The 13,889-nt window shown below is 58.9% G+C and carries 16 protein-coding genes; 13 read left to right on the forward strand and 3 right to left on the reverse strand.

What is annotated here, in order from left to right; all coding sequences use genetic code 11:
• The first annotated feature begins 123 nt into the window (after positions 1-123).
• On the forward strand, positions 124-1,131 hold the full coding sequence (locus tag QYQ93_RS15055; protein ID WP_338474928.1) for a DNA-binding protein: 1,008 nt from the start codon (positions 124-126) through the stop codon (positions 1,129-1,131).
• Here the strand turns inward: QYQ93_RS15055 and gorA are convergent, their stop codons facing one another.
• Together gorA and galU are read right to left on the reverse strand one after the other, a co-directional pair.
• Positions 1,132-2,490: a glutathione-disulfide reductase gene (gene gorA / locus QYQ93_RS15060; protein ID WP_043049886.1), complete on the reverse strand. Its 1,359-nt coding sequence runs from the start codon at positions 2,488-2,490 to the stop codon at positions 1,132-1,134.
• Positions 2,491-2,595: 105 nt separating this feature from the next.
• Positions 2,596-3,435, reverse strand: coding sequence for a UTP--glucose-1-phosphate uridylyltransferase GalU (gene galU / locus QYQ93_RS15065; RefSeq protein ID WP_043049885.1), 840 nt, complete (start codon positions 3,433-3,435; stop codon positions 2,596-2,598).
• A gap of 309 nt (positions 3,436-3,744) precedes the next feature.
• On the opposite strand from galU, the gene QYQ93_RS15070 reads away from it, so the two are divergent.
• The 12 genes from QYQ93_RS15070 to QYQ93_RS15125 all read left to right on the forward strand — a co-directional run bounded on the left by QYQ93_RS15070 (position 3,745) and on the right by QYQ93_RS15125 (position 13,624).
• Positions 3,745-3,930, forward strand: coding sequence for a hypothetical protein (locus tag QYQ93_RS15070; protein WP_043049884.1), 186 nt, complete (start codon positions 3,745-3,747; stop codon positions 3,928-3,930).
• A gap of 491 nt (positions 3,931-4,421) precedes the next feature.
• Positions 4,422-4,943 carry a fimbrial protein gene (locus QYQ93_RS15075; RefSeq protein WP_043049883.1) on the forward strand — a complete coding sequence of 174 codons (522 nt, stop codon included), beginning with the start codon at positions 4,422-4,424 and terminating at the stop codon, positions 4,941-4,943.
• A gap of 52 nt (positions 4,944-4,995) precedes the next feature.
• On the forward strand, positions 4,996-5,556 hold the full coding sequence (locus tag QYQ93_RS15080) for a fimbrial protein (RefSeq protein WP_043051527.1): 561 nt from the start codon (positions 4,996-4,998) through the stop codon (positions 5,554-5,556).
• Between the two features lie 19 nt (positions 5,557-5,575).
• Positions 5,576-8,185 (forward strand): outer membrane usher protein, encoded by a 2,610-nt coding sequence (locus tag QYQ93_RS15085; protein ID WP_152625191.1) that lies wholly within the window; start codon positions 5,576-5,578, stop codon positions 8,183-8,185.
• Positions 8,182-8,943, forward strand: coding sequence for a fimbria/pilus periplasmic chaperone (locus QYQ93_RS15090; RefSeq protein WP_043051516.1), 762 nt, complete (start codon positions 8,182-8,184; stop codon positions 8,941-8,943). The genes QYQ93_RS15085 and QYQ93_RS15090 overlap by 4 nt, the downstream gene beginning before the upstream one ends.
• A gap of 18 nt (positions 8,944-8,961) precedes the next feature.
• The gene (locus QYQ93_RS15095; RefSeq protein WP_043051517.1) at positions 8,962-9,543 is read left to right on the forward strand and encodes a fimbrial protein; all 582 of its coding nucleotides are present in this window, start codon (positions 8,962-8,964) and stop codon (positions 9,541-9,543) included.
• A gap of 10 nt (positions 9,544-9,553) precedes the next feature.
• Entirely contained in the window at positions 9,554-10,045 is a 492-nt protein-coding gene (locus QYQ93_RS15100; RefSeq protein ID WP_043051518.1) for a fimbrial protein, read from the forward strand.
• 29 nt (positions 10,046-10,074) lie between these two features.
• A complete protein-coding gene (locus QYQ93_RS15105) occupies positions 10,075-10,554 on the forward strand; it encodes a fimbrial protein (RefSeq protein ID WP_043051529.1) in 480 nt (159 codons plus the stop codon).
• Positions 10,555-10,567: 13 nt separating this feature from the next.
• The gene (locus QYQ93_RS15110; RefSeq protein ID WP_043051519.1) at positions 10,568-11,110 is read left to right on the forward strand and encodes a fimbrial protein; all 543 of its coding nucleotides are present in this window, start codon (positions 10,568-10,570) and stop codon (positions 11,108-11,110) included.
• A 114-nt stretch (positions 11,111-11,224) separates the two neighbouring features.
• Positions 11,225-12,193: a fimbrial protein gene (locus tag QYQ93_RS15115; protein ID WP_080889135.1), complete on the forward strand. Its 969-nt coding sequence runs from the start codon at positions 11,225-11,227 to the stop codon at positions 12,191-12,193.
• A 50-nt stretch (positions 12,194-12,243) separates the two neighbouring features.
• Entirely contained in the window at positions 12,244-13,200 is a 957-nt protein-coding gene (locus QYQ93_RS15120) for a fimbrial protein (protein ID WP_043051521.1), read from the forward strand.
• 142 nt (positions 13,201-13,342) lie between these two features.
• The gene (locus QYQ93_RS15125) at positions 13,343-13,624 is read left to right on the forward strand and encodes a hypothetical protein (RefSeq protein WP_005788201.1); all 282 of its coding nucleotides are present in this window, start codon (positions 13,343-13,345) and stop codon (positions 13,622-13,624) included.
• Between the two features lie 9 nt (positions 13,625-13,633).
• Here the strand turns inward: QYQ93_RS15125 and QYQ93_RS15130 are convergent, their stop codons facing one another.
• Positions 13,634-13,864, reverse strand: coding sequence for a hypothetical protein (locus tag QYQ93_RS15130; protein WP_043051522.1), 231 nt, complete (start codon positions 13,862-13,864; stop codon positions 13,634-13,636).
• Positions 13,865-13,889: the final 25 nt, after the last annotated feature.

Below are 13,889 nucleotides of genomic sequence, written 5' to 3' on the forward strand. Positions count from 1 at the left end.
CTATGACACGGGATAATACGCCAATATCCCACCTGATAAATCATGAATTTCAAAGAGTTTTCAAGCGTGTTATAGTATGTATATACATACTACGTACCACATTATCAAATCGACGGAGACCCCATGGCTCGCGGCGGCATAAACAAAGCAGTAGTTCAGACGGCACGCCTGGCAATCCTCGCCCGCGGCGAAAACCCCAGCATCGATGCCGTACGTATCGAGATGGGCAATACCGGCTCGAAAACCACCATTCATCGCTATTTGAAGGAGCTGGACGAGAGCGAGACCCGCCAGGCGATCACCCAGGCGCCGATTGACGACGAGCTGGGCGAACTGGTCGCGCGCCTGGCCCAACGCCTGAAAGAGAAAGCCCAGGAGCCGATTGACCTGGCCCTGGCGCAATTCGAACAACAGAAAGCCGCCCTGCTCGCCCAGGTTGACGCCCTTGAAGAAGCGCACGTCCAGCTCAAGCAGCAATTGGACATCCAGGCCGCGGCCCTGACGGAAGAAAGCGCCGCCTTGCAAACCGCCAGTACCAGTCTGCAGGCCGAACAGACCCGTAACGCCGGGCTGAGCCAGGCGTGCAGCGATTACGAGTTGAGGATCAGCGACAAGGATGAGCAGATTCGTTCCCTGGAAGAAAAGCACCTGCATGCCCGGGATGCACTTGAGCATTACCGCAATGCGATCAAGGAGCAGCGCGAGCAGGAGCAGCGCCGCCATGAAGGCCAGTTGCAACAGGTGCAGGCCGAGCTGCGCCAGGCCCAGCAAAACGCACTGGTACGCCAGGATGAAATCACCCAGCTGCATCGGGACAATGAACGCCTGCTGATCGAGCAGCGTGTGACAGTCAAGGAACTCAATGCGCTGCAAGAGCAGGTCCGCAAGGATCAAGCCACACAACTCAAACTGAACGAGCAGCTCAGCCGGATCGACAGCGAGCGCACCCTGCTTCAGGAACGCTTACGTGTTGCCATGCAGGACAGTCAGTCACGCCAGGAGGCGCTACTTGAGCACCAACGGCACAACAAGGCGCTGGAACTGGACCTGATCAAGGCCCAGGCCAGTATCGACGCGCTGCGCCTGGCGGCCGCCGTTGCGACGGCGCCAGAGGCAACGGAGCCAACCTGATCAGTCGGCCACAGGCGTGCGCATGGTGACGAATTCTTCCGCCGCCGTAGGGTGCACGCCGATGGTTTCGTCGAAATGCTGCTTGGTCGCGCCCGCCTTGAGCGCGATCGCCAGGCCTTGCACGATCTCACCAGCATCCGGGCCAACCATGTGGCAACCCAGCACTTTGTCGGTGTCGGCATCGACCACCAACTTCATCAGGGTCTTTTCCTGACAGTCCGTGAGGGTCAGCTTCATCGGCCGGAAACGGCTTTCGAAAATCTGCACCTTGTGGCCTTTGGCGCGCGCATCCTCTTCGCTCAGGCCTACGGTGCCGATAGTCGGTTGGCTGAACACCGCCGTTGCGATATTGGCGTAATCCACCGGACGGTATTGCTCGGGCTTGAACAGGCGCCGCGCCACAGCCATGCCTTCGGCCAGCGCCACGGGAGTAAGCTGCACACGACCAATGACATCGCCAATGGCCAGGATCGACGGCTCGGCAGTCTGGTACAGCTCATCCACGGCGACGAAGCCGCGCTCATCCAACTTGACCCCGGTATTTTCCAGGCCCAGGTTGTCCAGCATCGGGCGGCGACCAGTGGCATAGAACACGCAATCGGCCTCCAGTACACGCCCATCTTTCAGAGTGGCCTTGAGACTGCCATCGGCTTGCTTGTCGATGCGCTCGATGTCGGCATTGAATTGCAGGTCCAGGCCGCGCTTGGTCAGCTCTTCCTGCAAATGCTTGCGCACCGAGCCATCAAAGCCGCGCAGGAATAGATCACCGCGGTACAGCAATGACGTCTGCGCGCCCAAACCGTGGAAAATGCCGGCGAACTCAACCGCAATGTAACCACCGCCCACCACCAGCACACGCTTGGGCAGTTCTTTAAGAAAGAACGCCTCATTGGAGCCAATGGCGTGTTCGCGCCCTGGAATCTCCGGGATCTGCGGCCAGCCGCCGGTGGCGATCAGGATATGCTTGGCGGTGAAGCGCTCGCCGTTGATCTCCACCTGATGGGCATCAACCAGGCGTGCGTGCCCTTCATGCAGGGTTACACCGCTGTTGACCAGCAGGTTGCGATAAATGCCGTTGAGGCGATTGATCTCGCGATCCTTGTTGGCGATCAGGGTCGCCCAGTCAAAGTTCGCCTCACCCAACGACCAGCCGAAACCGCTGGCCTGTTCGAAGTCTTCGGCGAAGTGCGCGCCGTACACCAACAGCTTTTTCGGCACGCAGCCGACATTCACGCAGGTGCCACCCAGGTAGCGGCTTTCAGCCACGGCCACCTTGGCGCCAAACCCCGCGGCAAAGCGCGCCGCGCGAACACCGCCGGAACCGGCGCCAATTACATACAGGTCAAAATCGTAGGCCATTTCATTCTCCTCGGCAGGACGCCAGCATACCGACTTACATGGGGCTGAAAAACGAAAAAGCCACCCGAAGGTGGCTTTCTGTTGAAACAGACGGGCAAGCGTAAATCAGTAAGCCTTGCCAGTCTTGTAGAAGTGCTCGAAGCAGAAGTTGGTCGCTTCGATGTAACCTTCAGCACCACCGCAGTCAAAACGCTGGCCTTTGAACTTGTAGGCAATCACGCAGCCATCTTTGGCCTGCTTCATCAGCGCGTCGGTGATCTGGATCTCGCCGCCCTTGCCTGGCTCGGTTTCTTCGATCAGCTTGAAGATATCCGGAGTCAGAATGTAGCGACCGATGATCGCCAGATTCGATGGCGCGTCTTCCGGCGCTGGCTTCTCGACCATGTCGCGCACGCGGATCAGGCCATCACCAATATCGTCACCGGCGATCACGCCGTACTTGTTGGTCTGCGATGGATCAACTTCCATCACCGCAACGATGGTGCAGCGATACTTCTGGTAGAGCTTGACCATCTGGGTCAGCACACCATCGCCTTCAAGGTTCACACACAGGTCATCGGCCAGCACGACTGCGAACGGCTCGTCGCCGATCAGCGGGCGACCGGTGAGGATGGCGTGGCCAAGGCCTTTCATCTGGGTCTGGCGGGTATAGGAGAACGAGCACTCGTCGAGCAGTTTACGGATACCGACCAGGTATTTTTCCTTGTCGGTGCCCTTGATCTGGTTTTCCAGCTCGTAGCTGATATCGAAGTGGTCTTCCAGGGCGCGCTTACCACGACCGGTCACGATGGAGATTTCGTTCAAGCCGGCATCCAGGGCCTCTTCGACGCCGTACTGGATCAGTGGCTTGTTCACCACCGGCAGCATCTCTTTGGGCATGGCCTTGGTCGCTGGCAAGAAGCGAGTGCCGTAACCGGCTGCTGGGAACAAGCATTTCTTGATCATATGAGTCCTTACAAAGGGCTGTGCGTACGGAATTCGGCGCAGTCTAATCAGGCCGCAGTCACCTTACAATGGGGGCTGCTGGCGTTGCGATGTCATCATAGAGAAAAAATGTCGGCGTAAGTTCCGCTGATCTTACAAAGGGCTTCACCAATGGTCAGGCGAAAAACGCCCGCCCCCTTTATTTAAAAGGCTGCCAACCGTTTTAGCACGCTTTCAACCGCCGAGCACTGACCTGCAACATCTTGCCCGCCCCCTGGGTATTTGGCGCTATCATGGACAGCTTGAACCCGACCACGAGATTGCCAATAGATGTCAGAACCAAAAGGTGTAAACGGCTACTTGATCACGCAGCGAGCAGACGGCTGGCACTTGATCAATTTTCACGGCGACAGTGTTGCCGGCACATTCGCCACCGAAAGCCAGGCGATTGCGGTCGCCGAAGTGTTTGTGGATGAAGCGGGCCATGCATCGAGCAAAAGGCCGAAAAGCAAGTAAGCCTCCCCGGCTGCACAAGAAGCCCCGGTTAACGGGGCTTTTTTGTGCGCGTCGATCCTGGTAGTGCATTGAAACCATCTCTAAGTTGCTCGCCTCGCCTGGACGCTGTTAATTTTCAGGCTTTGTAATCCCCTTCTTACAGCCTCACATCTAACTAAAATATTCTCATTAAGCTGCATGTAGTCCATCTCTTACAGCTTAAATTTAAGTTTGGGCATATTGCCATAATCCTCCTATAGCACGTGATGCCGTGCAGCTACACGACTAAGCGAATCAGGCGACTTACTTACTCAAGGCGAGCGTGGACAATCACCTCGCCTCAAATGTGACGCGAAATTGCAATGCAAGTAGTTGGAAAAACAGTTTTTTGACTACAACTCGCCAGACGCTTGATCGGGTTTTCCGCGAGCCACTTTTGAAGCGAAGAAGTAAGTCCCGCTCACACCGTGGCGAGGCTCAATCAATGACATCTTTTATGTAGGCATCTGCAAATGAAAACTAAATTTAAAACTGCGCTGTTGACCATCGGGTTGTTCGCGGGCTCGATCTCCGCTGCCCATGCGGCGGATGGAACAGTTACTTTTTTGGGATCGGTCCACTCGGGTGCCTGCTCAATCAAGCCTGAATCCATCGACCAGACCGTCAACCTTGGCGCAATCGCAAAGCATCAACTGCAAGCAGGCGGCAAGTCTGAAGCCCGCAGCGTGAAAATCGAACTGGAAGGCTGCGACCTGACCGATCTCACCGATAACACGGTGACCACCACGTTCACCGCCGCTCCCTCCAACGATGTGCCGGGCGCGATCGGCACCGTCGGTGGCGCTGGCCGCATCGGCATCATGATGACCCATGGCGGCAAGCCCGTTGAACTGGGTGTCGCCACCACCCCGCAGGCGATTTCCACCGGCGATAACACCTTGGAATTCGGTGCCTACGTTCAAGGCGCCGCTACCGGCGACATCGTCCCTGGTGATTTCAGCGCGGTCACCAACTTCACCCTGGCTTATCAGTAAGGCTTTCCCCCCGCCACCCATGGGTGGCGGGGGGAACTGATGGGAGATAACGGTGAAAACACTCTTAAACCTCGCAGTCACCTCCACATTGACGATGTGCATCAGCCCCTGGGCGTTTGCCCAGGAACCGTCGCAAGGCGAAGGCGTCGTCACCCTCGGTGGAGAGATCGTCGACTCCGCGTGCGGGCTGGAACTGACCAGTGCCGACCAGTCGATCGAGATGACACCCGAGCCCATAGGCAGGCTATTACGCAATGCGTTGGGGGAGCCGCACCCGTTTGAGTTGCGCCTGGTCAATTGCACCCTGACGCGTCCGGATCCGTCACGGCCCGGCGCCACCTTGCCTGACTGGGAGCATCTGCGGGTGACCTTTGACGGCCCTCGCGACAGGGACGGCCGTTCCTTTGCCGCCTTCGGTGACTCACAGGGAGTGGCCTTCCATATCTGGGACTCGGCTGGCCAGGAGAGCGTGCCAGGCGAGCCGATGGCGCCGCATCCCCTGGCTGAGGGTGACATCACACTTCACTACACGCTCCGTCTGGTCGGCAACGGGCTGCCACTGGCGCCAGGTGCTCACCGTGTCGCGGTGCGGTTCAAGTTGGAATACTTTTGAACATTGATGGGTTGCTTTCATGCTGAATGCGTCGAAGATCAAAAATACACTTCGCCCCGGGCTGGTTGGCGGGCTGATGTCATTGGCAGGCACTGCCTTGGGTGCCGGCGATATCGAATTCAATACCGACGTTCTTGATCTGAATGATCGCAGCAATATTGATTTGTCCCGGTTTGCACGCGGCGGTTTCATTCTGCCCGGCACCTACACGATGTTCGTGCAGATCAATGGCCAACCAATTTCCGAGCAAGCGGTGGCGTTCTACCCCCCCGAAGATGATCCCAAGGGAAGCCAGGCTTGCGTGTCCCCCGCGCTGGTGGAGCAGCTGGGCCTGAAGGCGTCCGATGCCGCGAGACTCACCGCGTGGAAAGACGGCGAGTGCCTGGACCTTCAAGGCCTGCCGGGCGCGCAGGTGAGCGCGGACCTGGCGACCTCCACGCTGGACATCAACCTGCCCCATGCCTATCTCGAGTACAGCGCCCTGAACTGGGATCCACCCGCGCGCTGGGATGAGGGGGTACCGGGGTTGCTGGTGGACTACAACCTGACGGCGCAGTCCAACGCCCAGAAAAACGAGCGCACGCGCAATCACCTCAGCGGCAACGGCACCCTGGGGGCCAATGCCGGAGCCTGGCGCCTGCGCGCCGATTGGCAGGGGCGCGTCGACAGCGCGAGGGACCGGTCAGCCGGGGAGCAGAAGCTGGAATGGAGCCGCTACTACGCTTATCGCGCCATTCCTTCATTGAAGGCGCGGCTGGTGGTCGGCGAAAACTACCTGTATTCGGACCTGTTCGACAGCTTCCGCTTTACCGGTGCGGCGTTGAATTCGGACGAAAGCCAACTGCCACCGAACTTGCGCGGCTATGCGCCGGAGGTCGTCGGGGTGGCCAAGACCAATGCCAGGGTGGTGGTCAGCCAGCAAGGGCGTGTGCTGTATGAAACCCTGGTGGCTGCCGGCCCCTTTCGCATCCAGGACCTCAATGATGCGGTGACCGGGACGCTGGATGTGCGTGTGGAAGAGCAGGACGGCTCGGTACAGACTTTCAAGCTCAACACCGCAGGCGTTCCCTACCTGACGCGCCCGGGGCAGGTTCGATACAAGCTGGCGACTGGACGGCCTTCTGATCTTCAGTATGGAGCCGACGGTAACTTTTTCGGTACTGGTGAGTTCTCCTGGGGGATCAGCAACGGCTGGTCGCTGTTCGGTGGCGCCATCACCGATAACAACTACCGTGCGGCCACTGTCGGTGCGGGTCGTGACCTGCTGGCGCTGGGCGCTTTATCCCTGGACGTCACCCAGTCCCACGCAAACGTGTGGAATCAAACACTCTCGGGTAAATCCTATCGCCTGCAATATTCGAAGAACTTTGAACAATATGACAGCCAAGTAACCTTCGCCGGTTATCGCTTTTCCGATAAGAACTTCCTGAGCATGAGCGAGTATCTGGATGCGCGTCACTACGGCATGAACGGCGAACTCGCAGGGCGCGGCAAATACGACGAGTTTGGTCAATACGCTGGCGAATTCAAACCGATTGGCGGCAACAAGGCGCTGTATACCGCGACCGTCAACAAGCAGTTTCGTGACTTGGGCGCAACGGTGTACGCCAGTTATAACAAACAAACTTACTGGTCGCGGCCGGCCAGCCAGCGCTGGAACTTATCAGTGTCTCGTTACTTTAATGTCGGCACTGTCAAGAACATGAGCCTGTCCCTCAACGTTTATCGCACTCAGGACTACAACTACAAGGATAACGGCATGGCACTGACGGTCAGCCTGCCACTTGGACGCAGTGGCACCCTGTCGCTCGATGCCAACCGGACCGCAGGCAAGAATGGCTTTTCAACGCGTTACAGCGATCGCCTGGATGAGCGCAACAGTTACCAGCTCAGTGCCAGTGACAATTCTGCCAGTGGTTACCTCAGCCATACGGGTGAGCAGGCTGACCTGACACTCGCAGCCAGTCGCCAACAAGGCAACACCAGCCTGAGTATGTCGGCTCGCGGCGGCGGCACGCTCACGCGCCACGGCGCAGCACTGCATCGTACCGGCAGCATGGGCGGCACGCGCTTGATGGTCGATACCAGCGGTGTAGCCGATGTGCCAGTGCGCGGTTACGGCACGCCGACCCGCAGCAACGCCTTTGGCAAAGCAGTAATTGCCGATTTGAGCAGCTACCAGCGTACGGCGGCCAGCGTGGATCTGGAGCGTCTGCCGAAGAACGTCGAGGCCACCCAATCGGTCACGCAGGTGACCCTCACCGAAGGCGCCATCGGCTACCGGTCCCTGGAAGTGATTTCCGGTGAGAAAGCCATGGCTGTGCTGCGCCTATCAGACGGCAGTGCGCCGCCCTTCGGCGCGCAGGTCAAGAACGCCAATCAGCAGGACACCGGCATTGTGAATGATGGCGGCAGCGTCTACCTGAGCGGTATCCAGGCCGGCGAGCAAATGTTCGTCAGCTGGGGCGAACGCTCACGCTGCGTCCTCACACTGCCGCAGGCCCTGCCGGCCGATGGCTTGACCCATGCCCTGCAACTGGACTGCCGGATGGCAGCCACTGATCAAACCTTGTCCTCGCCGGCAGAGCTGACCGGCAAGCCCACCGCCACGGAGCACACATCCTCATGAGCCTCAACACCCGCCTTGCCCTTTCGTCCCTCGCATTGCTGGCCATCGGCGTATGCCAAGGCGCCAATGCCGCAATTGCGCTGGACCGTACCCGCGTGATCTTCGACGGGGGCAAGGACGCCACCAGCGTGAACATCACCAACAACAATACCCAGTTGCCGTACCTGGCCCAGGGCTGGATTGAAGATGAACAAGGCCAGAAAATCACCGCGCCGCTGATCGTGCTGCCACCGGTGCAGCGCGTGGAGCCTGGAAAACAAAGCCAGGTGAAAGTCCAGGCGTTGCCCGCGGCCAAAGCCTTGCCGCAGGATCGAGAGACGGTCTACTACTTCAACCTGCGGGAAATTCCACCGCGCAGCGATAAAGCCAACACCCTGCAAATCGCGCTGCAGACCCGCATCAAGTTGTTCTACCGACCGCAAGCCATCACGCCGAGCCAGCAAGACCTGTCCAACCCCTGGCAGGAAAAGCTGACTCTTTCCCGGCAGGGCGAACATTACCAGGTGAACAACCCGACGCCGTACTTCGTAACCCTGGTGGATGCGCGCAGCACCAAGGACGGCAAGACCGTGCCGGGATTCGAGCCGCTGATGGTGCCGCCCAAAGGCTCGCTGGCCCTGGGCCCGACGGCCAAGGCACTCGGCACTGCGCCTTACCTGGCCTACGTGAATGACTACGGCGGACGTCCGCTGCTGGGGTTCACCTGCAGCGGCGAGACTTGCAAGGTGAACCCGCAAGCAGCCCCGCTCACACAGTAACGCCCGCCGGAGTCAGTGATGAAATCGCATTATGTGAAGGTCTTGGGCGGCCTGCTACTGGCCATTGTCGGCAGCGCACAGGCCCAGGAAGAAGACGATATAGAAGGCATGAGCGGCCGGCTGAATATTTCCGGGTCCATGCATGAAACCCCATGCAGCCTGGAGATGACCTCGCTGCACCAGACCATTGACCTGGGCGATGTTTCCACCAGCCAGTTGCGCCGGCCCGGTGACCAGGCAAGGGCGGTGCCTTTCCAACTGCGCTTTACCGATTGCAACCGCATCGCCGGCAGCATCCGCAGCGAGCGCACGGGGAACCTGACCTGGAGTGCCTTTCAACCGGTGCTGTCGGTGGCGTTCCTGGCACCGGCCGATGCCGATGATCCACGCCTGGTCAAGGTGCAAGGCATCACTGGGATGGGCCTGCAGTTGACCGATGTGCTTGGGCGGGACGTGAATCTGGGCCAACGGGGCGAACCTTTGTTCCTGCCCCTGGGCGGCAACACACAGACCTGGAAGGTCAGGCCCACGCGCACCTCGGCGCCGTTGACCAGCGGGGCGTTCCGGGCCGTGGTGGATTTCAGGCTCAACTATGAGTAAGGGCAGAATAATGGCTAAGTCAAACGGCCCATGGGCCGTGTTTATAGGCGGCCTGCTGTGGGCCGCCAGTCAGGCGGTGCAGGCCGAGACCAGCCTGACCATCCGCGCGGTGATCATTGCACCACCGCCGTGCGTCATCAACAGCGGCAGTACGCTCGACGTACCGTTTGGCAATGACCTGCTCACCTCACGGATCGACGGGGTCAATTACCGTCGCGGTGTGCCCTACACCGTCACCTGTGATGCGCCGTACAGCAATGCACTGACACTGGAGCTCAAGGGCACCGGCGCCGCGTTCGACAATCGGGTGTTGGTGACGCGCAAGCCCGATCTCGGCGTGAAGCTGTTCGTCAATGGCGCTGACTGGCCCTTGAACACCGCGGTGAGGTTTACCTATCCCAACTTTCCAGTGGTGCAGGCCGTGCCGGTCAAACGCCCAGGCAGCAAATTGACGGGTGGCGCCTTCGATGCGACCGCCACCCTGGTGGTGGATTACCAATGAAGCCGATCAACCATGAAGAGAAACGCACCATGACTTTTTGGCCGCAGCGAACGTTGCTCGCCCTGTGTGCCATCGGCCTGTGCAGTGGCGCCTCGGCCAACCTGACGTTCAGCGGCACCTTGAACGAGCCGCCGCCCTGCACCATCGATGCCGGCAACACCATTGAAGTGGATTTTGGCGATGTCGGGGTAAAACGTGTCGACGGTGTGAAATACCGCCAGGGCCTGAGCTACACCATCAGCTGTGGCACCGACACCCTGCCCTGGATGCTGAAGTTGAGCGTCAACGGCACCGCGACAACGTTCGATGGCGCAGCCGTGCAGACCAGTGTGCCGGCACTGGGCATCCGGGTGTTCCAGAACAACCAGCCGTTTGCCCTCAATACGCCGCTTGAAATCAGCCTGTCGTCGCCACCGGTATTGGAAGTGGTGCCGGTCAAACGACCCGGCGCAACCCTGACCCCCGCCCGGTTTAACGCGGTGGCCACGTTGTTGGCCGAATACCAGTAGGAGTTGGAAAACCATGGGACATACACCTATCCACAAGGGTTGGACCTACGCTGCACTGGTACTTGGTGTGGGCTTGATCACCGACGTCGAGGCTGCGGACAACCTCAGTTTCAAAGGCAACCTGGTTGAAGAAGCTTGCACCATTCGTCCCGGGGACGAGGCCATTACCCTGGAACTCTGGGACCTGACCAGCAAGTACCTGTACCTCAATACGCGATCACTGGGCAAGGCTTTCAAGCTTCATCTGGTGGACTGCGACACCACGGTGGGCAACACCGTCACGATCACCTTCGGCGGCAGGGAAAACCCGGCGCTGCCCGGGCTGCTCGCGCTTGATGGTGGCAGCGGCGCCACCGGCATCGGCGTGGGCATCGAGACACTGGCTAACAAGCCTCTGCCCCTGAATACGGTGAGCGACAGACAGGTATTGAGCGATGGCAACAATGTGATCGAACTCAAGGCCTATGTGAAGGGAGAGCCGCGAGCCATCCAGGACCAGACCATCGGGCATGGTGCCTACACGGTGACGTCCACGTTCACGCTGGACTATCCGTAGATCATTTACGGGCTGAACACAGCCCTGGGTAAACCATCAATCTCTTCCGGGCACTTGTGCACGGGCTGGATGCCTGTGGGCGACTGTCGAGGAGAGGATTAAAGGGTGATGAAGATGAAACGACTCTATGGAGCCATTGTGCTGTTCGTACTGCTGGGTATTACCACAACAGTGCGAGCAGCTGATTGCCGAGTCAATGGCGACAAGTGGCAATATGTAGGGGACGGCGGGATTCTGAACCTGGAGGTCCCTGTCAATGTCCGTGTGGATTCGGACAAGACCCGCCTCATTCTTGAAGGTGCATGGCTGGAATGCCGTTTTACGCCCTCGCCTGCCCACCCTACGCGCATTGACTATTGGGGGACATCCGCGCAAGCCGGTTCGCCCTGGGTGCCCGGCCCTAACTTCAGCAATCAGCGAACCGGCTTACGCATAAACGGCGCGTTTTATAACACGCCTGTGCCGTATAACATCCGGATCGCTACCATGCCCAATAACGGCGGGGCGTACCCCATCAATGTAACCCCCTATATCCTGCTGCGAAACGACCCGAGCAACCCCATCAAGGTTCAGATTAACGACGTCCTGGGCGCGCTGAATCTGCTACAGACCAATAATTACAGCCTGGGCAGCACGAGGCTGGTACTGACATATATCGCCGCAAACAACTTCGACATCTCCCCGTCGACCTGCACGATCAACAATAACAACCCGATCGAAATCAACTTCGGTGACGTCAGTCAGCGGGCGATAGGCAGCGATCCCCTGACAACACCCATTCGTGTCAACCGCCGACTTACCTACTCATGCCCAGATGGCGGAATTAACGCCCCCATCACCATCACTTACAAAGGGGCCCGGTCGTCGTTCGACAATCGCTTGTTGTTGATGACCAATCCGGACGTGGGCACAGCCCTGGTCCGCAGGGGGGCAGCGGTTGAAGTCAACGGTTCATTCCTCACCCAGATTACCAACAGCATAGGTGGCGACGATGTGACGTTTTCACTGGTTCGCCGCGCGGGATCACTCCCCACGGCAGGGGCAATAAGCGGCAGCGGCGTGCTGGTGATGGGTGTGCCATGAAACAGGCAAAAGAAGTGGGAATACCGATAGTGCAGCAACGAGAAAACACAATGAAACGACTGCGTGAAGCCGCTGGGCTTCTCATCTTCATGGGTACGACATCGAATGCGCTGGCCGTCGATTGCCGAGTCAATGGTGGCCAGTGGCAGACGGGTAATCCCAACTTGCGCGTTCCGGTTATGGTGACCTTAAGCTCGGACCGCCAGAGGATCATGATGGAGGGGGCCAGGTTGGAATGCATGTATTCCCCTGGCCAGGGCCCTGCCTGGGGGGAGGATTACTGGGCAACGGGGAACGCCTCAGGGACACCCTGGACCCCCGGCCCTCGTTTCGGTAACGAAAGGGCCGGTTTGCGTATCAACGGATCGTTTCTGAACAATCCGGTGCCCTCGGGTATCCGCGTGGCGACGATGCCCAATAACGGTGTCGCTTATCCCATCAATATCACCCCCTACATTCTGATGCGTAATAGCCCCTCCAACCCGATCAACGTCGTCGCCAATGACGAACTCGGTATGTTGCGCATCAGCAGCTCGAACAACTGGGACCACACCCGACCGCAGGTGACCGTCACCTATATCGCTGCCAACGACTTCACCGTGTCGCCGTCGACCTGCACGATCAACAATAACAACCCAATCGAGATCAACTTCGGCGACGTCCCTCAGCGCGCCTTGGGCAGTGATCCCCTGACCACCCCTATTCGCGTCAACCGCAGGCTCAACTACTCGTGCCCGGATGGCGGAATTGATTCGCCCATCACCATTACCTACAAAGGCATACAGTCGTCGTTCGACAACCGGCTATTGATGATGACCAATCCGAACCTGGGGACCGCCCTCGTGCGTGCGGGCTCTGCGGTTTCGGTCAATGGCTCATTCCTCACTCGGATCACCAATAGCGTAGGCGGCGATGATGTGACGTTTTCACTGGTTCGGCGTGCGGGTTCCCTGCCTGCGACTGGCGCCACAAGCGGCAGTGGAGTGCTGGTGATGGGGGTGCCATGAGGCATCGGCGGGGCTGAGAAAAAAGGGGCGCGGGCGAAGATCTTGTATCCGGGACTGTGCACTTGGTGGCAGTTCGCTATAATCCGCGCCAACGCCCCACGACAGTGTCAGCGCCCTCCACTTCTCTCAACGATGACCCACTATGAACAAGATCCTGGCACTGACTGCGGTACTGGCGCTGGCCGGTTGCACCACCACATCCGACACCCTGCTGAAAAATGGCGAGCAAGGCCTGACAATCGACTGTTCGGGCGAGGCCAACTCATGGGCCAGTTGCTACGAGAAAGCCGACGCGTCCTGTGCGGGCACCGGCTACCGTATCGTCGGCACCAATGGCACGCCTGCGCTCAAGGAGAGTGACAAGACCCTGGGTCAGGATGTGGGCAATTTCAAGGGCCGTAGCGTCGTTGTGGTCTGCAAGTAAGCCGGCGTGCTACAGATGCACTTCGGCGAACTTGATCCCCAGGCCACGCAGTATTTCGATCAGGTCATCCAGGCGCGGGAATGACTCGACTTCATCCTGATCGTCCACCAGGAAGTAGCTGCGACCGCCGCTTTTCTTGAAGAATACGATCCACTCGCCCAGGTCGGCGGGGTTCTGAATGACATGGGTCGCCGCAATCTGACCTTCAGCATGGCGGGCTTTGACGAGTTCGCGTTTCATAACAGGCTTTCCAGAAAAAACAAAT

The organism is Pseudomonas khavaziana (assembly GCF_036704165.1).
GTDB lineage: Bacteria > Pseudomonadota > Gammaproteobacteria > Pseudomonadales > Pseudomonadaceae > Aquipseudomonas > Aquipseudomonas khavaziana.